This is a genomic window from Candidatus Krumholzibacteriia bacterium, from assembly GCA_035649275.1.
In the GTDB taxonomy this organism is placed as follows: Bacteria; Krumholzibacteriota; Krumholzibacteriia.
The window spans coordinates 1-20,425 of the sequence record DASRJW010000095.1 but is presented as its reverse complement, the minus strand read 5'-3'; the positions used below and the strand labels follow the sequence as shown (position 1 = coordinate 20,425).

Below are 20,425 nucleotides of genomic sequence, written 5' to 3'. Positions count from 1 at the left end.
AAGAGACCGCGCGCCGCCGCAGCCTGGAGGCGCGCCATGGCGTCGCCTGGTGCAGCGGTCCTGGCAGTGGCCCCGGTGGCGGCTCCGGCGGCGGGAGCGGCCACGGCAGCGGTCCCGCTCACCTCGATGCGAGCGACGAGCGTGTCCGCCTGCGGGAAGAAACAGAGCGTCGCGTTGCAGCCCTGATAGCGGAGGACGGCGCGAACGGGGCCGCTCCAACCCGGGCGCAAGCGGGCGACGAACTCCGTGTCGTGCTTGTAGACGGCGAGCTCGCGCTCCTCGAAGGGGTCGAACTTGACCTCGGCAGCCGGAGCCTCGATCTCCACCACCTCGTATCCAGGCGAGGGGAGGATCTCGAGCCCACTGCGTTCTTGATAGACCCAGGTTCCCTCCGGGACCTGGAGCAGGAAGCGCAGCTCCACCTCGGAACCGGCGGCGGCGCTGTCCGGAGCGCTGGCGATCCGGGTGGAAAAAGGAGAGATCGGCGTCCCCGTATCGGCACCGGCGAAGGGGTTCTCGGCCTCGCCCGGAGGGGCGGCCCAGGCGCTCTGGTGCAGGCAGACGAGGAGGAGAAGGAGAGCCAGGCGTTTTCTCATGGTCCCGTGAACCCCCAGGAGGAGCGAAGATTCCCGCCGCCGGGCCAGCCTACGATGCCGGCGCCACACTGGTCCAGGATCTCTTGAATTGGTCGAAACGAGCCAGCCAACCCGTTGTATCGATGTGCGATCATTGCCGGTTCTAACAGACCCATGAAGCGTCGCCCGCGTCCAGCGCTTGTGCTAAGGTGGCGGCGCCCGAGGGCGCCAACGTGACGCAAGCGTCGTAGCGCGCCGCGGAAGGAATCCTCTGCGTCCGGGGGCGGGGGTAGGGAGCGACGGAGTCGATGGCGATCAGCAATCGCAGCGAGAACTTGGAAGCGGAGATCCGCGCCGGGGCACTGCCACGTCACCTGGCCATCATCATGGACGGCAACGGGCGCTGGGCCCGGAAGCGGCACCTGCCCCGCATCGCCGGACACACCTCGAGCCGCGAAACGGTGCGACGCGTGGTCCGCTCCTGCGCCAGGCTCGGGATCCCGACGCTCACGCTCTACACCTTCTCGCAGGAGAACTGGAAGCGCCCGCACCTGGAAGTGCAGGCGCTGATGAAGCTGCTGGAAGAAGTCCTGGAGAGCGAATACCTGGAGCTCGACGACAACAATATCCGCCTCACCTGGATGGGGAACGTGGACGTGCTGCCCGAGAGCACCCGACGCAAGCTTCACGACACCGCGAAGCGATTGTCCGACAACACCGGCATGATCCTCAACCTGGCCCTCTCCTACGGCGGCCGCCGGGAGATCGCCGACGCGGCCCGGGCGCTGGCGTCGGCCGTGGCGGCAGGGACCTTGCGGCCGGAGCAGATCGACGAGGACCTCTTCGCGCGGCATCTCTATCGACCCGAGCTCCCGGAACCCGATTTCCTCATCCGCACGAGCGGCGAACAACGCATCAGCAACTTCCTCCTCTGGCAGCTGGCGTACACCGAGCTCTACTTCACCGACGTGCTCTGGCCGGACTTCTCCGAGGAAGACCTCCTGCTCGCCCTGCGGGAGTTCCAGAGCCGGGAGCGCCGCTTTGGCGGCACCGCCTGATCAGGAGACGCGGCCGTCCGCACGGCAGCGTCTCGCCGGCCTGCGCCACCGTGCTCTCGCTGCCGTCGTGCTCGTCCCCGCGATGCTCGTCCTCGCCTGGCGCGGTGACGAGTACTTCGTCCTCCTCGTCATGCTCCTTCTCTTTCTCGGCATGATCGAACTCCTGCGCATGCAGCGGGCCAAGGGAGTGGAGCCCGACGCTTTCGTGGCCGGCGGCGCGGCGCTGCTCCTGCCCTGGGCGATGTACGGACGCGACGGCGCGCTGGCGGAGCCCGCCTTGGCGCTGCTCTTCGGCGCCGCGACGCTCCGCGCCTTGTGGCGCGGGAAGACGCAGAACGCCATGCCGAGCCTGGCGGCGACGCTGTTCGCCGTCCTCTACGTGGGTTGGCTGGGCGCGCACCTGGTGCGCCTGCGCGAGTTGCCGGGGTGGCTCGGACGCGACCCGGTCGAGGGTTTCCGCTTCGTCTTCTTGGCGCTCCTCTTCACCTGGGTGTCCGACACCGCGGCGTACTTCTTCGGCACGCTGTTCGGCCGCCACCGTCTGGTGCCGCGGGTGTCGCCGGGCAAGTCGTGGGAGGGGGCGATCGCCGCTCTCGCCTGCACCGCGGCAGCTGGCAGCATCGCGGCGGCGACTTTCCTGCGCGCTTTCCTCGCTCCCTGGGCCGGGGCGCTGCTGGGCTTCCTGGCGAGCGCCGTGGGTCAAGTGGGAGACTTGCTGGCCTCGCTGCTCAAGCGGGATGCGGCGGTGAAGGACACCTCGCATCTCATTCCTGGGCATGGTGGTGTGCTCGATCGCTTCGACAGTTTGTTGCTCGTGGCGCCGTTGCTATACTGGCTGCTGCGCTCTCTCGTGTTCTGATGCGCGGTCGTGAGGTTTCCATGCAGCACATCATTCTCCTCGGCGCCACCGGATCCGTCGGTCGCCAGACGCTCGACATCGTGCGCGAGCATTCCGACCGCCTGCAGGTGGTGGCGATGAGCGCCGGGAGCAACGTGGAGCTCTTCGCGCGCCAGGTCGAGGAGTTCCAGCCGCAGCAGATCGCCATCGCCGATGGCGAAGCCGGCGAGCGTTTCTTGGCGGTCCATTCCGAGTGGCGCTCGCGTTGCCTCGGCCTCGGTGCCGAGGCAGTGAGCACTCTCGCCACGCAACCGGCGGACATCGTCGTCAACGCGCTTCTCGGCTACGCCGGTCTCCGTCCTACCCTTGCTGCTCTCCAGACTGGAACGGATGTTGCTCTCTCCAACAAGGAGACTTTGGTCGTAGCCGGGGAGCTCGTGCGGCAAGCGGCGGACAGCACGGGCGCCCGCCTCCTTCCCGTCGACAGCGAGCACAGCGCGATCCATCAGTGCCTTCGCGCCGGCCAGCTTCACGAGGTGCGCCGGCTGGTCTTGACGGCTTCGGGCGGTCCTTTCCGCACGCACAGCCGGGCGGAGATGCGGGGGATCACGCCCGCCGAGGCATTGCGGCACCCGACCTGGTCCATGGGCGCGAAGATCACCATCGATTCGGCCACCTTGATGAACAAGGGGCTCGAGGTCCTGGAAGCGCACTGGCTGTTCGACGTAGGCTACGACCGCATCGACATCCTGGTGCACCCCGAGTCGGTCGTGCACTCCCTGGTGGAGTTCGAGGATGGCTCGGTGATCGCGCAACTGGGGGCGACGGACATGCGTCTACCCATCTGGTACGCCTTGCATGCGCCGGAGCGGCCGCCGGCGGCGTTCGCTCGGCTGGACCTGGCGGCGGTTAGGGCGTTGCACTTCGAGCCGCTGGACCGCGAGCGTTTCCCCTGCGTCGATCTGGCGCTGCAGGCGGGCGGGCGCGGCGGCGTCTTCCCGGGTATCCTGAACGCGGCGAACGAGGTGGCCGTGGCGGCGTTCCTCGAAGATCGCCTCCGTTTCCTGGAGATCCCGGAGCTGATCGCCGCGGTGCTGCGCGAAGCGGAGACGAATACGGCGCTGCCGCCGGCGCTCAGCCTCGAGTCGTTGCATCGGGCCGATGCGTGGGCGCGTGAAGCCGCGGCTCGCTACGTCCTGCAAGCTTGCTCCACGGGAGAGCGTTCATGCTGACCACGCTGTTCGCCGCTGCCCTCGTCATCGGGCCGGTCATCGTCTTCCACGAGTTCGGTCACTTCCTCGTGGCCAAGCTGGCGGGTATCTACGTCAAGACCTTCTCGGTGGGCTTCGGGCCCAAGCTGCTCAAGCTGCGCTTCGGGGAGACGCAGTACGCCATTTCGGCGATCCCTCTCGGCGGCTACGTGAAGATGGCCGGCGACACCGCCGAGGCGCCGCAGCCGACGCCAGGCGCGGCGACAGGGACAGCGGAGTCGAGCGGCACGCTGGGGACCGCCGCCGGCGCCGTGGCGGAGACCAAGGCGGCAGCGAAACCCGCCGGCGAGGCCATGCTCTACGCCCGCGACGAGGTCGACGACGCCTCCATTCCGGAGCATCGCTACTTCCGCAACAAGTCTCTCGCCGTGCGTCTCGCCGTGGTGACCGCAGGTCCGATCGCGAACTTCGTCCTCGCCTTCATCGTCCTCGCCGCGGTGCTGCATCACGAGGGCCTGCGAGTGCCGCCATCGACGACGCTGGGCGAGCTGGCGCCGGACAGCAAGGAGTACGCCGCCGGTCTGCGCGGCGGCGACGAGATCCTGCAGGTGAACGGTCGCCCGGTGACGCACGCCTTGGACCTGCAAGAGGCCCTGGACGTTCAAGGCGAGGCTCCCTTCACCGTGGCGCTCCGCCGCGCCGGGCGCGACACCACGCTCACCCTCGCCGGTGTGCAGCGCGACGGCGATGCCGTGGTCTTCCCGCTGTTGCCGACACGGATGGACTCGCGCCTCGGCCTGGTGAAGAAGGATGGACCGGCGTGGCGGGCCGGACTGCGGGCCGGAGACCGCATCGTCGAGATCGACGGCCAGCCGGTGCGTTTCTACGACCAGCTCGCCGACCTGATCAATCCGGCCATCGGCAAGGAACTGCTCATCGTCTGGGAACGCGACGGCCAGCGCCTGAGCGCCAAGGTCGTCCCGGAAAGCGACGAGGTCCTGGTCGAAGGCAGCGACACACAAACCCGCACTCTCGGGCGCATCCAGATCGAGCCGTATCAGCTGGCGCTTCCCGTCGGCTGGGGCATGGCCGCCAAAGAGAGCATGCTGCGCTGCGCCGACTTCGTCGGCGACACGCTGCGCTTCCTCGGTGTGCTGGTGCGGGGCAAGGCGACGAAGGACGCTCTCGGGGGCCCCATCCGCATCGGACAAGTGGCGGGCTCGGCGCTGCGCTGGAGCGCCTCCAACCTGCTCTACTTCCTGGCCTTCTTCAGCGTGAATCTGTTCCTGCTCAATCTCCTGCCCATCCCCGTGCTGGATGGGGGACACGTGCTCTTCATCCTGATCGAGGCCGTGCGCGGCCAGGCGCTTTCGGTGCGGACGCAGGAAGTGCTGCTCAAGATCGGGGTCTCGGCGCTGCTCGCCTTGATGGGCTACGTCGTTTTCAATGATCTCGTGCGCGTGTTCACGCACTGAACCGCTTCAACGGCCGGGTACGGGTGTGCGGGCGCTGGGCGGTGGCTCCGGCGCTTGCGGCGGCAGGAGCGGCAGCAGGGTGTCACCGCGCGCCACGCTCCACCACACCGAGGGTGTCGCCTCCAGCTCCTCCAGCCGCGCGGTGATGGCGCCGTACACGAGCTCCCAGCGCAAGGGCTGCCGCGACAGAGCTTCGAGGGCCTGCCGGACGGCGACGGTGTCCACCTGGGAGGAGAGGTGCCCCAGCACCGCCGCGGTGGAATCCGGGGTGCGGGCGTGCAGGGCTTGCAAGACCGTGAGGCGCACGTATGTCTGGACCAAGGCCTGTTCCTCGGGTCCGAGGGGTGCCGGAGCCTTTTCGGCCTCGCAGGAGAGCAGGCAGGCGAGGATCCCGAGGATCCGGCACGCCCCTCGCAGCGACCTCGAGCGAATCTTCCTCTTGAGCTGCAAGCCACGTCCCATCAATGGGTTGACTCCGTTTCATGGGACGGCTTCTGGCTTGCCGGCACCGTCCTGGTTGGCCTAGTGTAAGCAATGGGCGAGGTTCGGGGGAGCTTCTCCGCATGTGAGAGGGGTGCACATCATTGCCGCATCCCCGCGGGTGGATGGGTCGGTCAGGGTGCCGTGCGGTTTTCCTGCTCGCATGCATTCTCGGGAGCTTCCCGCCGCCGCCGGCGGGGGCTCAGGTTTTCGAGGAACCCCGTATCGAGCGCATCGAATGCGTCGGCAACCAGGCCTTCGACGACGAAACGCTCGAGGCGCAGATGCTCCTGGAATTCCCCAGTTGGCTCCGTCCCTTCCGCTCCAAGCCGCGCTACCGGCGCAACGTCTTCCCCAAGGAGATGCGCCGGATCGAAGCCTTCTACCGCCGGCAAGGCTTCGGCGGCGCTTCGGTCTGGCTCGACTCCCTGATCGCGCTGTCGAAGCCGCCGAAGCCGGGAACGAAGCCCCGGGGCGAGGAGAAAGTCGCCCTCGTCCTCGGCGTGCGCGAGGGGCCTCGGACCCTGCTGCGGGAGGTCCGTTACACGCCCCAGCAAGTGCTCAGTCTGGAGGAGCTTCGTCGCTCCACTCCCATCGAACCGGGGCACCCCTATCCCTTCGGCGCCGCCCATCGCGGCCACCTGACGCGAGCGCTGCGCATCGCCTATCTGTCGCGAGGCTACCTCGGGGTGTCCGTCGCCGACAGCACCATTCTGGCCGCCGATTCGACCGAGGCCGTGCTCTACTTCAAGATCGAGCCGGGCCCGCAGTACCACATCCGCAACGTGCGCATCGCCGGGAACGAGCAGACCGGCGCCGACGTCATCCACCACGAGCTCACCTTCGCGCCCGGTGAGGTCTACGACTACACCCGGGTGCAGGAGAGTGAGCAGAACCTCTACAGCACTGTGCTTTTCCGCCGCGTCACCATCCGTGAGGAGAGCCTGGATGCACCCCGGCGCAGCGTCGACATCGCCGTGCGCGTGGAGGAGCGGAAGATGACCTTCGTCGAAGGCTCCGTGGGCATCGGCCGACGCAACAATTACGAAGCCCACGCCATCGGGCGCTTCGGCCTGCGCAACCTCTGGGGCCGCGGGCATGCCCTCGAATGGCAGAGCACGGTCTCCTACGACCTGGAACAGGGAGGGGACAACTACTTCGTCGAGCAGCGCATGCGCTACGTGGACCGCTATTTCTTCGGCGCGCCAGTGCGCCTGGTGCCGCAGCTGGCCTACTCGATCGACCGCCGCAGCGACGACGTGGAGCTTAACCGCGTACGCTTCGATCTGCCGGCGTTTTGGAAGGGCGGGCGCTACACCCAGCTCTCCTTCGGTCCCTTCGCCTCCTTCACCACCACGACCCTGGAGGAGGAATCGGACGACCTCCTGGAGACCAGGGCGCTCACCTTCGGGGTCTCCCGGAACAGCACGGACAACCTCTTCGATCCCCATCGTGGCGACGTGCGCTCCCTGTCGCTGCAGCGGGCCGGCTTCGGCGGCGACAACCATTTCAACCGCGTCACCGGCTCTTTCACCCGCACCCAGCGCCTCGGTCCCACGGTCCTGGCATTCGGCTTGCGGGCTGGTTGGGTCGAATCCTTCGGCCCGAGCCGGGAAGCGTCGGCAGCGGATATCGGCATCGCTGGCGTGCCCTTCGAGTTCCTCTTCCAAGCCGGGGGAAATACCACGGTGCGCGGCTTCGACAACAATTCCCTCGGCCCTCTGCTCACCATCACCCGGGTGACCGCACCCGGGGAAGCAGCCGTGGTGGATACCTTCCAGGTGCATGCGGGAACGACGCTCCTTCTCGGGAACGCGGAGCTGCGCGTGCCCTTGCCGCTTTTCGGCTTGATCAACCTGGGGAGCGTGGTGTTCCTCGATGCGGGGAACGTCTGGCGCGACACGGAGACCCTGGGCAGCGCCCGCTTCGGACTCCACTTCGACGACCCCTATGCGGGGCCCGAAGACATGCGTTACAGCTACGGCTTCGGTCTGCGCTACGGGACCCCCTTCGGGCCCATCCGCGTCGACCTCGGGTTCCCGATCAAGCGCAATGGCAGGCGGATCGTGCATTTGGGGATCGGCCATGCATTCTGAAGCAGCGAAGGAGACGTCGTGACCAGGCTGCGCCGCAAGCATGCGGTCGTCCTGTTCGCCGCCGTGGTGGCGCTGGGGACCCTGTGGTACCTGCTGCGCTTCACCCCGATCGTCTCCGATCAGGTGGGACGCGCCTTCACCAGCAATCTGCTGCAAGAGCGCGGCTACCGCCTGGTGCTCGGGCGGGTGCGTGGCAATCCGCTGGGGAAGATCGCGGTGGACGAGGTGCGACTGCTGCGCGACCGGCCGGGTGCCTCCGAGGTGGCGCGCCTGCGTGGTTTGGAGCTGCGTCTCGATTTCTGGCAGCTGTTGCGCGGCCGGGTGAAGGTGCACCGGCTGCGTCTCCTGGAGCCCGTGGTGCAGCTCGGCGCCGAGGACCTGCACTGGCAACGCCGCAAGGACTTGCCGAGCGGGCCCCCGCCGCCGCCGCTGCACCTCGCGGGTGTGGAGATCGTGGGCGGTCGAGTGGAGTTTCCCCTCGACTCGCTGCGCACGCTCTGCCTCGTCGACCTCGAGACCGAGGTCGCCTTGGAGGTGGAAGGCGGCTCGAGCCGTCTGCAGGTCGAGCGCTTCAGCGCTGGCTTGCCCCTGCAATCCCTGGTCGTGCTTCAAGGCGCGGGAAACCTCACCTACGGGTCCGAGGGGTTGCAGGTCGAGGCGGCGCGCCTGCAGACGTCGCGGTCGCAGGTGACCGGTGTGGCCACCTATCGGGGCAGCCCGCGCACCTTGCACCTGAATGGCGAGGCAACGAAGTTCGACCTCGCCGATCTCGACAGCCTGGTGCAGCTGCCGGTGGGGGGAACGCTCACCGGTCCCTTCGAACTCCAGTGGAGTCCGCAGGCGATCGCGTTCACCGGGACATGGTCCGGGGAGTACGCGGCCCATGCCTTGGATTCGGTGCAGGTGGATCTGCGCTGGACGCCGGCGAAATTCACCCTCCGCCGGGCGGAGGGTCGCCTGCAGACGAGCCGCTTCGCTCTCAGCTTGGAAGCGGAGCACGAGGCGCTCCACGGCCGCGCGCAGCTGCAGGACTTCGACCTGCGGGCCTGGAGATCGGACCTTCCCGTGAGCCGCCTGGAAGCGCAGCTGGAGTTCTCGCGCCGCAGCCCAGGGGATTCCTTGCAGCTACGAGCGGCGCTCGGGCCGAGCGACCTGGCCGGTGTCGCCATCACCAAGGGTCACGGTCGTGCTGCCATCCTCGGCCGGTCGGCTTCCTGCCGCGAGATCCAGCTGGAAACGGCGCGCGGCGTGCTGCATGGCGAGGGGACGCTGCAGGGCCAGGCGGTTTCCTTCTCCTGGGAGCTGGAGGCGGATGACGTCGCCGGCTTCGCCAAGCCTCTCGGCCTCGGGTCTTTGCATGCCGCAGCGGATCTGCAGGGGCAGATCGAGGGCACCCTCGATAGCTTGGGCTGCATCGCCGCGGGGGACTTCGCCACGCTGCGCTACGGCAGTCTCGCCGCCGAGCGTGGCGTGATCGATCTCCAGGCCAGTCGTCTGTTCCCCGTTCCGGCGGTGGAAATGGACGTGCGCGCCGAAGGCCTGGCGCTCGGCGGGCGGAAGCTCGGTCGACTCACCTCGCTCATGAGCTATGACGGCGAGGCGCTGCATCTGGAGCGCGCCGAGGTAGCGGCAGTCGACACCTCGGTCACTGTGGCTGCCTCGTTCCGCACCTTGGCGCGGGACTGGAACGGCGATCCCCGCCCGGCGCAGCTCCTGTCCTTGCATACGGCGCTGATCCAGATCGGGGGACAGGAGTTCCGCGTCGAGGAGCCGGCGAGCTTGTGGTGGTCCGGGCGCGCGACCCGCGTCGATTCGCTGCGGCTGCTGTCACGGAGCGGCGGCGCGCGCATCGACGGCGTGCTCGACCTCGGCGCCAACCGAGTGGACGCGCGCACCGAAGTCCGCGACTTCGACCTCGGCTTCCTGTCGCAGCTGGCGGGGGCGCAACAACCCCTCGCCGGCACCGGGACCGGCTGGCTCGAAGTGCACGGCCGGCTCGACGCGACCCAGGTGGATTCGCGTCTCGCCGTCCGCGCGGGTCGCTGGCAGGCGCTGGAGGTGGACAGCGTGCGGGTGGACTTGCAGAGCGACGCCTTCGGCAGCTCGCTCCGCAGTGTCAGCGCTTACACCCCATTCGGAGGCATCCGGGTGAACGGGCGCATCGCCTATCTACCGTCTCTCTCGCGCTGGCTGCGCGGCGCTTCGGGCCCCGGAGAACCCGAAGCCTTCTCCAAGGCGGCGCTGGAGCTCCATGTCGAAGTGGACGACCTGGCTCTGGAGCCGTTCTGGCGCGGCTTGCGCGGCCTCCAGGCCCCAGCACCCTGGGAAGCGCGGCTCACCACGAAGCTGGATGTGGAAGGTAGCCTCGGTGATCCACGCCTCGGCGCCAGCGGCGCGGCACGCGCACTGCACCTGCGGCGCGGCATCGAAGTGGATTCGCTGCGCTTCGAGGCCCAGTACGCTGGCGGTTCGTTGCGCGTGCCGCACCTGAAGGCACACGCCGCTGGGGCCAGCGTCGATGTCGAAGGGCAGCTGCCGCTCACGTTGCATCTGCTGCGCGGGATCAAGCTGCGGCGCGAGGAGCCGGTCGACGCCGATCTGGTGTTGCTGAGCAGCAGCTTCGCCGTCGTGCCCCGCTTCATCTCGTTCTTCGAACCGGCGCCACAGGGAGTGCCGCCGGGGACGGTGGAGGCGACGCTGCACCTGGGAGGCACGCTGGCAAAGCCGAAGCTGAACGGCAAGCTGCTGGTCGCTGGTGCCGGTTTCACCCTGGCGAATCTCGAGGAGGTCTATTACGACGTGAACGCTACGGGGAACTTCGTCGACGACACTCTGGAGTTGGGGGAGATCCACGGCCGCACCGGTCCCAATGGCTGGGTGCGGGGCAGTGGCTGGGTGCGCTTCGCCGGACTCGCCGTTTCCGATTACGCCCTGGCCTTCGACGCCGACCACGTCCCCGTCTACAGCATTCCCGATATCGCCGCGATCGTGGGCGGCCACATCGACATCCATGCGGTGCATCTCTTCGAAACGGCGGCGCCGATTCCGGAGTTCAAGGGTTCCTTGCAGGTGCGCGACGCGGAAATCACCCGCGAGTTCACCGAAGGGCGCGGGGAAGGCAGCTTGCTCGAACCGACCGACCGGCCGGAGTGGCTGGCGGACGTCGCCATCGAGGCACCGGGCCGGGTCTGGGTGCACAACTCCAACGCCGATGCCGAGCTGGCGGGGAACGTGCAGATGCTGCGCACCACCGCGGGGCTGGACGTGACCGGGCGCGCCACCGTCAAGCGCGGGCATTACTCCGCTTACCTCGAGAAGTTCGAGATTACCCGGGGCGAGCTCGATTTCAGCCGCAACCCCGGCTGGGAACCGGACCTCGACCTGGAGGCGCGGCGCGGCCGGGTGAACGAGCGTATCTACGTCCAGCTCACCGGAACGCCCAGCCAGCCGCAGCTCGTCTTCACCTCCGACAACCGGGAGACCTCGGCGGAGCTGCAGCAGATCCTCATGGCGGACATCCGCAACGATCCCTCCAACGTGGCCACCACGGTGGTGGAAAACGTCTTCACCGATCTGGGTTACCTGGATTCGATCAGCATCGATCCGGCGAGCTCGCGCCAGCCCGTGGCGGAGGGGCAGCAGGCACCGCTCATCAGCGCCTACAACGTTTCCGCCGGCTGGGCGGTCTCGGATCGGGTGTTCGTCACCTACACCCGCGGCCTCAACCAGAGCGATCTGAACCAGCGTGTCGCCGTCGAGTTCGACGTGCTCCGCGGCCTGCTGCTGGCGTCGAGTTGGGAGATCCGTTACATCCCCAGCCCGGAGCTGCTCTCCGACGCGGCGCAGAACGCCTTCAACGTCGACGTCAAGTTCCGCCACGAGTACTGAGCCTCGAGCCGCAGCTTCCGCCCCTCTCGCCCCTCGACAGCCGTGGCGTTCTATGGAATGATGCGAGTGTAGACCCGCTGCCTCATTCCCTCCCCGAGAGAGCCGGAGACCCGAGAGGAGCTTCTCCCGTGCTGGAGCAGCTGAACGCCGAGCAACAGCAGGCGGTCACCGCCGGTGCCGGGCCGCTGCTCGTCTTGGCGGGAGCGGGGAGCGGCAAGACGCGCGTGCTCACCACGCGCATCGCCCACCTCATCCAGGAGCACCGGGTACCGCCCTATCGCATCCTGGCCTTCACCTTCACCAACAAGGCGGCGCGGGAGATGCGCGAGCGCGTCGAGCGCCTCCTCGGCTCGCAAGCCCTCGATTGCTGGCTCGGCACCTTCCATGCGACGGGAGTGCGTATCCTGCGCCGCGAGGCCCAGCGACTGGGCTGGGAGCGCAACTTCGCCATCTACGACACGGGTGACAGCGAAGCGGTATTGAAGGAGGTCCTCGGCGCCCGGGCCTTGCCGCGGCACGTGAGCCCCGCCGAAGTGCGTCAGTGCATCAGCCGCTGGAAGAACGAAGGCCTCGGGCCCCGCGAGGCCGCCGAGGCCGCCGGCGACGCGGTGGAGCGCGTCATGGCGGCGGCTTACGCCGAGTACGATCGGGCGCTCCGCCGTTGCAACGCTTTCGATTTCGACGATCTCATCGTCCGGCCGGTGCAGCTCTTCGAGGCCGAGCCGGACGTGCTGGAGCATTGGGCGGGGCGCTTCCTCTACGTCCTGGTCGACGAGTTCCAGGACACCAACGGCATCCAGCTGCGTTTCATCGAGCTGCTCGCCGGGAAGCACGGCAACCTCTTCGTCGTCGGTGACGACGACCAGTCCATCTACGGCTGGCGCGGGGCGCGCATCGACAACATCCTCGACTTCGATCGCCGCTTCCCGCGGACGCAGGTGATCCGGCTGGAGCAGAACTACCGCTCCACCGCCAGCATCCTCGGCGCCGCCAACGGGCTCATCACCCACAACCGGGGCCGCCGCGGCAAGACCCTGTGGACGGCACGCCAGGGTGGCGAGCTGCTGCGGCTCTGGCCGTGCGCGGACGAGGAGGAAGAGGGCACGCGCGTCGTCGAGCTGGTGCAACGCTTGAGCGGCGACGGCCGGCCGCGGGGCGATGTGGCCGTCCTCTATCGCACCAACGCCCAGTCCCGCGCCTTGGAAGATGCCCTGCGGCGCTCCAACGTGCCCTACCAGATCGTGGGCGGCACCCGCTTCTACGAGCGCCGCGAAGTGCGCGACGTGGTGGCCTACCTCAAGGCGATCGACAACCCGGCGGATGCGGTGGCTTTGCAGCGCATCCTCAATGTGCCCCGCCGCGGCATCGGCGACACCTCGGTGGAGAAGCTGCAGGCCCTGGCGCTTTCCCGCGAGATCGGCCTCGGGCCGGCGCTGGCACACGCGGCGGAGGCGGGTCTGGCGGCGACGGCGGCGAAGCGCGTCGGCGACTTCGCCAGGCTCCTCTCGGAGCTGCGGGCACTGGCCGAGCGCGAGACCTGCGTCGCCGTGGTGAACGCGGTCCTGGAAGCGACGAACTATCTCGCCTATTTGCGCCAGAGCGATCCCGCCACCTACGAAGCGCGGCGGGAGAACGTGGAGGAGCTGGTGTCGGCGGCGCAAACCTTCAAGGACGAATCGGACGATCCAAGCCTGCGGGCTTTCCTGGAGGAGATCTCGCTCCTCACCGACATCGATGCGCTGCAGTCGAGCGGCGATCAAGTCATCCTAATGACGCTACATTCGGCCAAGGGCCTCGAGTTCCCCGTGGTCTGCATCACCGGCCTCGAGGAGCGCCTGTTGCCGCACGCTTCGAATCTCGAAGAGCTCGCCAGCCTGGAGGAAGAGCGCCGGCTTTTCTACGTCGGGATGACCCGGGCCCGGGACGCGCTGCATCTCTTCCATGCCCACCACCGCCGTCGCTTCGGCAACTACGAGCCCATGATGCCGTCGCGCTTCCTGGGCGAGATCCCGGCGGCCTCTGTCGAGGTGATGGAAGCGCCGGCGCCGGCGCGCCGCCCCCGCTGGGCGCCGGAGCAGCCGTCGTGGCGGAGCTATGCGGAGGGCAACCCGGACAGCTTCTGGCAGGAGCAACGTCTCGCGCCGGAGCTGGAGCGCGCCCCGGAACCCGTGGGTTTCGAAGACGAGTTCTCGCAGGAGGAAGTGCACCTGGTGCCGGGGCTCCGGGTGCGCCATGCGCGCTTCGGCGAGGGCGTCGTGCAGGCCGTCGAGGGGCGCGGGGAGATGATGAAGGTGAAGGTCCTCTTCGGCCGCAACACGGTGAAGAAGTTTGTCGCCCGCTACGCGCATCTCGTCCCGGTGCGCTGACGCAGAAAGGAGAGAAACCATGTCGGAGAAGACCACCCTCGTCACCACCGAACACGTTCGCTACTTGGCAGCACGCACGCGCCAGGAGGACGCGTTCCTCCGCGATCTCAAGACCGCGGCGCTGGCCCTCGGCATCCCGCCCATCTGGATCGCGCCCGAACAGGCGAGCTGCATGCAGATCCTCCTGCGCCTGATGGGTGCGCAAGAAGTGGTCGAGGTGGGGACCCTGGCGGGGTATTCCGCCATCGCCATGGCGCGCGGGCTGGGATCGGTCGGGCGGGTGCGTACGATCGAGATCGATCCCGCCCACGCCGACTTCGCCGAGGAATGGATCGGAAAGAGCGACGTCGCCGGCCGCGTGGAGGTGCTCCGCGGCAACGCGGCGACCATCCTGCCGGAGCTCGCCACGAATTCCGCCGACGCTGCCTTCCTCGACGCCGACAAGCCGGGTTACGCGTTGTACCTCGAGCAGTGCTTGCGGATCGTCCGTCCTGGCGGCCTCATCATGGTGGACAACGCCTTCGCTTTCGGTCACCTCTTCGACACCCAGTCGGAGGATCCCAATGTGGCCGCAATTCGAGCCTTCAACGATCGCCTCGCCGCCCAGTCGGGCCTGCAAGGCGTCATCGTCCCTATCGGCGATGGCCTCTGGGTCTGCGTCAAGGATTGAGGCTCGACGACGCCAGTCCTCGTGACCCGAGCCGCGCCGTCAGCGCGGGGCGAGCGACAGCGCCTGGGAATCGCAGGGACAGGTGAGAGCGTGCAGGAAAGCGATCAGGTCGCTCTTCTCCGCCGCCGTCAGCTTGTTGTCCTGCAGGAGCGGGTCGAGATGCGGGTTGGCGATGCCGCCGCCCGCCATGATGTCCACCGCTTCTTCCAGGGTGGCGACGCTACCGTCGTGGAAGTACGGCGCCGACCGGGTGACGTCGCGCAGCGTCGGCGTCTTGAAAGCGCCGGTGTCGCGCGGATTCTGGCTGACCTTGAAGCGCCCCGGGTCGGCGTCGGGCTTGCCGATGCCCACATTGTGATACTTGAGATCGGTGAACAGATTGCCGAGATGGCAGGCGCCGCAGCGAGCCTTGCCATAGAAGAGTTCCTTGCCGCGGCGCGCCGCCGCGTCGAGAGCCGTGGCGTCGCCCCGCAGGGCCCGGTCTTGGGGTGTGTCCACGCACAAGATCGTACGCATGTAGGCGGCGAGGGCCATCCCTGCGTGGTCCACGCTCATGGGCCCGCCGAACACCTCCTGGAAGGCGCGGGCGTAGTCGGGGTCGTTCTGCAAAGCCGTGACGACACTGTCCGGCTTGGCGCCCATGTTGGCGCCCTTCCATGCCGCCACCGCCTGCTTCTCCAAGGTCGGTGAGCGGCCGTCCCAGTACAAGGAGTCGTGGTAACCCACGTTCCACATCGTCGGCGCGGAACGGGTGATCGTCTTGCCGAAGGCGCCGACGGCGGTGGGACGCCCATCGGTGAGGCCATGCTCGCAGACATGACAGGTGTAGCAGGCCAGCTTGCCGTCGCCGGACAGACGCGGGTCGAAATAGAGCTTCCGGCCCAGCTGCACCTTGGCGAGCGTCATCGGGTTGTCCGCCGGGATCGGGACGGGCTCGAAGTCGGCCGGGACTTCCCAAGGTGCAGGCGCCGCAGCGCTCGGCGCGGGGGACGCCGCGCGTCCTGCGGCGGCGCCTTCCTCGTTCGCCTGTTCCGATCGGCCGCAGGCAAGGAAGGCGAGAGCGAGCAAGCAAGAAGGGAAGGCGAGAGCGAGGCGGAACGCGAGGGCACGACGCATGGCCGACCTCCCGACGAAGCATGACGGAAGCCCAATCCACCGTATGCTACCCTGCATGCACGGACAAGGGAAAAGATCGGCGCGGATTTCGGAGGCACGATGGAGATCAACGACACGCTCGTGCGTCGTCTCGAGTCGCTAGCGGCGCTGCGTCTGAGCGCGGAAGAGCGTGCCCGCTTGTTGCCGCAACTGGCCCGCATCCTCGACTATGTGCGCCAGCTGGAAGACTTGGACGTGTCCGACGTGCCGCCGACGACGCACGTGCTCGACCTGCCCCAGCCGCTCCGAGCCGATGCCGTGCAGCCTTCGACCCCGCGGGAGGAGATGCTGGGCAACGCTCCCGAGCCGCGCGCTGGCTTCTATCGCGTGCCGCGCTTCGTCGGGGAGGACTCCTAGTGGACCCGACGCCGTGGACGGTGACGGAGGTGGGGGAGAAGCTCCGCGACGGGTCGCTCACACCGACGACACTCGTCGAGTCCGCCCTCGCACGCATCGAGAAACACGATGGTTCTCTCCGCTGCATGACGCAGGTGTTCGCGGCGGAGGCGCGCCGGCGCGCCCGGGCGCTGGAGAGCGGTGCACCGCAAGGGCCCCTCTGGGGCATCCCTTACGTGGCGAAGGAGATCCTGTCGACGCGGACCGGACGCACGACCTGCGGGTCGCGCTTCCTCGAACACTACGAGAGTCCTTTCGACGCCACGGTGATCGAGCGGCTCGATGCGGCCGGCGCCATCCTCCTCGGTAAGTCGAACATGGACGAGTTCGCCATGGGCTCGTCCACGGAGAACTCCGCCTTCGGTCCCACCCGTAATCCCTGGGATGCGTCGCGCGTCCCCGGCGGCTCGAGCGGCGGCTCGGCGGCGGCGGTGGCGGCCGACTTCGTCGGCTTCGGCCTGGGTTCGGATACGGGCGGCTCCATCCGCCTACCCGCGTCTTTCTGCGGCGTCGTCGGGCTCAAGCCCACCTACGGGCGCGTCTCGCGCTACGGGCTCGTCGCCTTCGCCAGCTCCCTCGATCAGATCGGCCCGCTGGCGAAGAGCGTTGGCGACGCGGCGCTCGTGTTCGCATGTATCGCCGGGCACGATCGGCGCGACTCCACCTCCCTGCCTCTGGCTCCGCCAGCTCACGCCGGGCTCGGCGAGCCGCTTCCTGGCTTGCGAGTGGGGGTACCGCGGGACTGGCTCGGCGACGGCTTGGACGCCGCGGTGCGCCACGACTTCGACCGCGTCCTGGAACGGCTGCGCGACGCAGGTGCCGTTCTCGTGGACGTGCAGCTCCCGCATGCCTCCCACGGCGTCGCTTCCTACTACGTGGTCGCCACCGCCGAAGCCGCGTCGAACCTGGCCCGCTTCGACGGCGTCCGCTACACACGCCGCGCTGGCGCCGCCAGCGATCTGGCCACGCTCTTCGAGACCAGCCGCCGGGAAGGTTTCGGCGACGAGGTGAAGCGGCGCATCCTCCTCGGCACCTTCGTCCTCTCCTCGGGGTACTACGACGCCTACTATCTGCGCGCCCAGAAGGTGCGCACACTGCTGCGGCGCGATTTCGACGCCGCCTTCGCCCGCTGCGACATCATCGCCGTGCCGGCGGCGTCGACTCCGCCCTTCCGCCTGGGCGAGAAGACGAGCGACCCGCTGCAGATGTACCTCTCCGACATCTTCACCGTCCCGGCGAACCTCGCCGGCCTGCCTGCCATTTCCGTCCCCACCGGCATGAGCGACGGCTTACCACTGGGAACCCAGCTTCTTGCCCCGGCACTCGAAGAAGCGCGGCTGTTGCGCGCCGCGGCCTGGCTCGAGAGCCTGGTGGGTTTCGTCCCCCTCGGCCAGCGCCGCAACGGTCAGGGGGGCTGAAGGTGGACTTCGAAGCAGTCATCGGCCTCGAGGTGCATGCGCAGCTGCGCACGGCGAGCAAGATCTTCTGCCCCTGCAGTACGCGCTTCGGTGCCGAGCCCAACACGCAGACCTGTCCGGTGTGCGCCGGTTTTCCCGGCGTGCTCCCGGTGCTGAACGAGAAGGTGGTGGAGTTCGCCCTGCGCGCCGGGCTCGCCACCCATTGCACCATCCGCCCGCGGAGTCGCTTCGCGCGCAAGAACTACTTCTACCCCGATCTCCCCAAGGGCTACCAGATCTCGCAGTTCGACGAGCCGCTCTGCGAGGCCGGCTGGCTGCAGATCGATGGCGACGGACGCCGCATCCGCATCCATCGCATCCATCTGGAAGAGGACGCGGGGAAAACGCTGCACGATCAGGACCCGGGCTCGAGCCTGGTGGATCTCAACCGCACCGGAACGCCGCTCATCGAGATCGTGAGCGAACCTGAGCTGCGCACTCCCGCCGAAGCCCACGCCTACCTCACCAAACTGCGCCAGATCCTGGTGTACCTGGAAATCTGCGACGGCAACATGGAAGAAGGCAGTTTGCGCTGCGACGCCAACGTCTCCGTGCGCCCGCAGGGGCGGTCGACTCTCGGCGTCAAGGTGGAGATCAAGAACCTCAACTCCTTCCGTGGCGTCGAGGGAGCGCTGCACTTCGAAATCGCCCGGCACACGGCACTTCTCGAGCAAGGCGGCCGCGTCGTCCAGGAGACGCGCCTGTGGGATGCAGAAAAGCAGGAAACCCGCGTGCTGCGCTCGAAGGAAGAAGCGCACGACTATCGCTATTTTCCCGAGCCCGATCTCCTGCCTCTCGTCGTCGGCGCGGCTTGGCTCGAAACCGTACGCCAGGCGTTGCCGGAGCTGCCCGATGCCAAGCAGGAGCGCTTCGAGCGGCAGTATGGCCTGGGGCGCTACGATGCCCTCGTGCTCACCAGCACCCGGACGCTGGCCGACTATTACGAGACCGCGGTGGCTGGTGGCGGCGATTCCAAGAAGGTGGCGAACTGGGTGCAGACGGAGCTCCTGGGTCTGCTTCGCGCCCGGGGGCTCGAGCTCGAGAGCTCCCCGGTGCAGGCGACATCTCTGGGAGAGCTGGTGCGCCTCGTCGACAGCGGCAGCTTGTCGGGGAAGATGGCGAAGGAGGTCTTCGCTGACATGGCCGAGAGCGGCGAGGCCCCGGCAGTGATCGTCGCTCGGCGGGGCATGCAGCAGATCGGGGATACGGCGACGTTACAAGGTCTCGTGGACGCGGCGCTCGCTGCGCATCCGGCGGAGGTCGCGAAGTATCGCGCCGGCAAGACCAAGCTCCTCGGTTACTTCGTCGGCGAGATCATGAAGGCCAGTCGGGGCCAGGCGCATCCCGGCACACTGGAGAAGCTGCTCCTCGCGGCGCTGGAAGCGCCCGCTGCGGGTGGAGAGCCGAGGCCCCCCGAGGCTGCCGGGATTTGAGTCTGGAAGCGCCTCGCGGGCACTGGGGTTGCACCGAAAAGAGGCGCATGGAATTCCTGCTCTCCTGCCCGCACTGCGGTCGCTCCTACGCTCGGTTGTTCCTGCCAGCGAGCGGTGGTCTCTGTCGCTGCGGCGCCTTTCTGACGCTCGAGCCGGCGCAGGGCCATCCCGCTTCGCAGGCTGCCCCGGCGGTCGAACCCGCTGCCTTCCCCCCGAATGACGCCGGCGTCCCCGCCCGTTCCGATTCCACTTCCCGGCCCACCGCCCCGGATCCGCAGGCGGTGCAGAAGGAGGAAGAAGCCCTGCAGGAGATTCGCCTTCTCGCCGACCGGGTCTCCTTCCTCATCGTGGCGACGGACACGCCGCGCATCGACGTCGACATCATCCGCGCCGACTTGCGCCGGCGTTGCCGCGAGCTCTTCCCCGACAAGATGCACGTCTACGACCTGGTGTACGAAAGCCGCTTCCTGCGTCTCTGGCAACAGTTCCGGGCCGCCTGAGAGAGAGCCTGGGGCTTTCTCACCCCTGGCGAGGCGAGCCGCCGCGACGCATTTCTACACCCTCCCTCTTGCGCAACCCGGGCCGAGGCATTTCTGTAGATTCCACTGGAGCGTCGAGGACCGTCCACACGAGGAGCCAGGCATGGGTGCGTCGAAGCGCGTCGTTTTCCTCCTGCTTTCCATCGCGACGGCCGTTCTCGCCGCGTCCGCGGCCGGCTCGCACTCCCTCTATGTGGTGGAGACCGGCTCGGAAGCCGTGGTGGCCGCGCTCTTGGCGCAGGGGTTCACCGTCTCGCACCGCCTGCCCGAGGCCTGTTTCGTCTTCGGGGGCCCCGAGGTCGCCGCAGTCGTCGAGCGGCTCGGGTGCCGCTCGCACCTCCTGGATCGGGAAACGGACGGCTGGGAGCACTTCCTGGTGCGAGCAGAGGCCAGCGCTCTCGGCCCCTTGCCCGCCCCGTGCCGCCTCGCCTCCAGGGTGGGGAAAGACGTGGTGGTGGCCGTTCCAGCCGGGCGGACCGATCTCGTTCTCGCGCTCCGCCGCGAATTCATCCGGCTCTACCCGCGCCCGATCCGGCTGCCCTCGAAAGCCGCCCCGAAGCCGGGAGCGCCGCACCTCGCCGCCGGGATCGACTTCGCCTCGCTGGTGGCGAAGGTTTCCGCCGAGTCCCTCGCCGCCAACGTCTTCTGGCTCGAAGGCATGGGAACGCGCAATGCCAAGAAAGCCGGCGGCCAGCAGGCCGCGGAGTGGCTGGCAGCGCGCTTCCGCGGTTTCGGCATCACCCAGGTGGAGATCCAGCAGTGGAGCTCGGTCTACGCGGGCAACGTCG

Annotated in this window: 16 protein-coding genes; 13 read left to right on the top strand and 3 right to left on the bottom strand. The window is 68.2% G+C overall.

Annotated elements, in window-relative coordinates:
* Positions 1-596: protein-disulfide reductase DsbD N-terminal domain-containing protein (locus tag VFE28_09420; protein HZM16209.1), on the bottom strand; the 596-nt coding region annotated here is incomplete at its 3' end.
* Between the two features lie 287 nt (positions 597-883).
* Here VFE28_09420 and VFE28_09415 point away from each other — a divergent pair.
* From VFE28_09415 to rseP, 4 genes are read left to right on the top strand one after another with little or no spacing between them, the layout of a single operon-like run.
* Positions 884-1,633, top strand: coding sequence for an isoprenyl transferase (locus VFE28_09415; protein HZM16208.1), 750 nt, complete (start codon positions 884-886; stop codon positions 1,631-1,633).
* Entirely contained in the window at positions 1,617-2,492 is an 876-nt protein-coding gene (locus VFE28_09410; GenBank protein ID HZM16207.1) for a phosphatidate cytidylyltransferase, read from the top strand. Before VFE28_09415 ends, VFE28_09410 begins: the two co-directional genes overlap by 17 nt.
* Before the next feature lie 20 nt (positions 2,493-2,512).
* Positions 2,513-3,703, top strand: a complete 1,191-nt coding sequence (locus tag VFE28_09405) for a 1-deoxy-D-xylulose-5-phosphate reductoisomerase (GenBank protein ID HZM16206.1) — start codon at positions 2,513-2,515, stop codon at positions 3,701-3,703.
* Positions 3,697-5,157 carry an RIP metalloprotease RseP gene (gene rseP / locus VFE28_09400; protein ID HZM16205.1) on the top strand — a complete coding sequence of 487 codons (1,461 nt, stop codon included), beginning with the start codon at positions 3,697-3,699 and terminating at the stop codon, positions 5,155-5,157. Before VFE28_09405 ends, rseP begins: the two co-directional genes overlap by 7 nt.
* Positions 5,158-5,163: 6 nt before the next feature.
* Here rseP and VFE28_09395 read toward each other — a convergent pair whose 3' ends face one another.
* The gene (locus tag VFE28_09395; protein HZM16204.1) at positions 5,164-5,478 is read right to left on the bottom strand and encodes a hypothetical protein; all 315 of its coding nucleotides are present in this window, start codon (positions 5,476-5,478) and stop codon (positions 5,164-5,166) included.
* A gap of 284 nt (positions 5,479-5,762) precedes the next feature.
* Between VFE28_09395 and VFE28_09390 the strand changes: the two genes are divergently transcribed.
* The 4 genes from VFE28_09390 to VFE28_09375 all read left to right on the top strand — a co-directional run bounded on the left by VFE28_09390 (position 5,763) and on the right by VFE28_09375 (position 14,657).
* Positions 5,763-7,733 (top strand): BamA/TamA family outer membrane protein, encoded by a 1,971-nt coding sequence (locus VFE28_09390; protein HZM16203.1) that lies wholly within the window; start codon positions 5,763-5,765, stop codon positions 7,731-7,733.
* An 18-nt stretch (positions 7,734-7,751) separates the two neighbouring features.
* Positions 7,752-11,621: a translocation/assembly module TamB domain-containing protein gene (locus VFE28_09385; protein ID HZM16202.1), complete on the top strand. Its 3,870-nt coding sequence runs from the start codon at positions 7,752-7,754 to the stop codon at positions 11,619-11,621.
* Positions 11,622-11,749: 128 nt separating this feature from the next.
* Complete coding sequence (locus tag VFE28_09380; protein ID HZM16201.1) at positions 11,750-13,987, top strand: UvrD-helicase domain-containing protein; 2,238 nt, start codon at positions 11,750-11,752, stop codon at positions 13,985-13,987.
* A gap of 19 nt (positions 13,988-14,006) precedes the next feature.
* Positions 14,007-14,657: an O-methyltransferase gene (locus tag VFE28_09375; GenBank protein ID HZM16200.1), complete on the top strand. Its 651-nt coding sequence runs from the start codon at positions 14,007-14,009 to the stop codon at positions 14,655-14,657.
* Positions 14,658-14,696: 39 nt separating this feature from the next.
* Here the strand turns inward: VFE28_09375 and VFE28_09370 are convergent, their stop codons facing one another.
* Positions 14,697-15,773 carry a cytochrome c peroxidase gene (locus VFE28_09370; GenBank protein HZM16199.1) on the bottom strand — a complete coding sequence of 359 codons (1,077 nt, stop codon included), beginning with the start codon at positions 15,771-15,773 and terminating at the stop codon, positions 14,697-14,699.
* A 99-nt stretch (positions 15,774-15,872) separates the two neighbouring features.
* Here VFE28_09370 and gatC point away from each other — a divergent pair, with 99 nt between their 5' ends.
* The 5 genes from gatC to VFE28_09345 all read left to right on the top strand — a co-directional run.
* Positions 15,873-16,169 (top strand): Asp-tRNA(Asn)/Glu-tRNA(Gln) amidotransferase subunit GatC, encoded by a 297-nt coding sequence (gene gatC / locus VFE28_09365; protein ID HZM16198.1) that lies wholly within the window; start codon positions 15,873-15,875, stop codon positions 16,167-16,169.
* Positions 16,169-17,626 (top strand): Asp-tRNA(Asn)/Glu-tRNA(Gln) amidotransferase subunit GatA, encoded by a 1,458-nt coding sequence (gene gatA / locus VFE28_09360; protein ID HZM16197.1) that lies wholly within the window; start codon positions 16,169-16,171, stop codon positions 17,624-17,626. The genes gatC and gatA overlap by 1 nt, the downstream gene beginning before the upstream one ends.
* Before the next feature lie 2 nt (positions 17,627-17,628).
* Positions 17,629-19,098 (top strand): Asp-tRNA(Asn)/Glu-tRNA(Gln) amidotransferase subunit GatB, encoded by a 1,470-nt coding sequence (gene gatB / locus VFE28_09355; protein HZM16196.1) that lies wholly within the window; start codon positions 17,629-17,631, stop codon positions 19,096-19,098.
* Positions 19,099-19,145: 47 nt separating this feature from the next.
* Positions 19,146-19,598 carry a hypothetical protein gene (locus VFE28_09350; GenBank protein ID HZM16195.1) on the top strand — a complete coding sequence of 151 codons (453 nt, stop codon included), beginning with the start codon at positions 19,146-19,148 and terminating at the stop codon, positions 19,596-19,598.
* Positions 19,599-19,740: 142 nt separating this feature from the next.
* Positions 19,741-20,425: hypothetical protein (locus tag VFE28_09345; protein HZM16194.1), on the top strand; the 685-nt coding region annotated here is incomplete at its 3' end.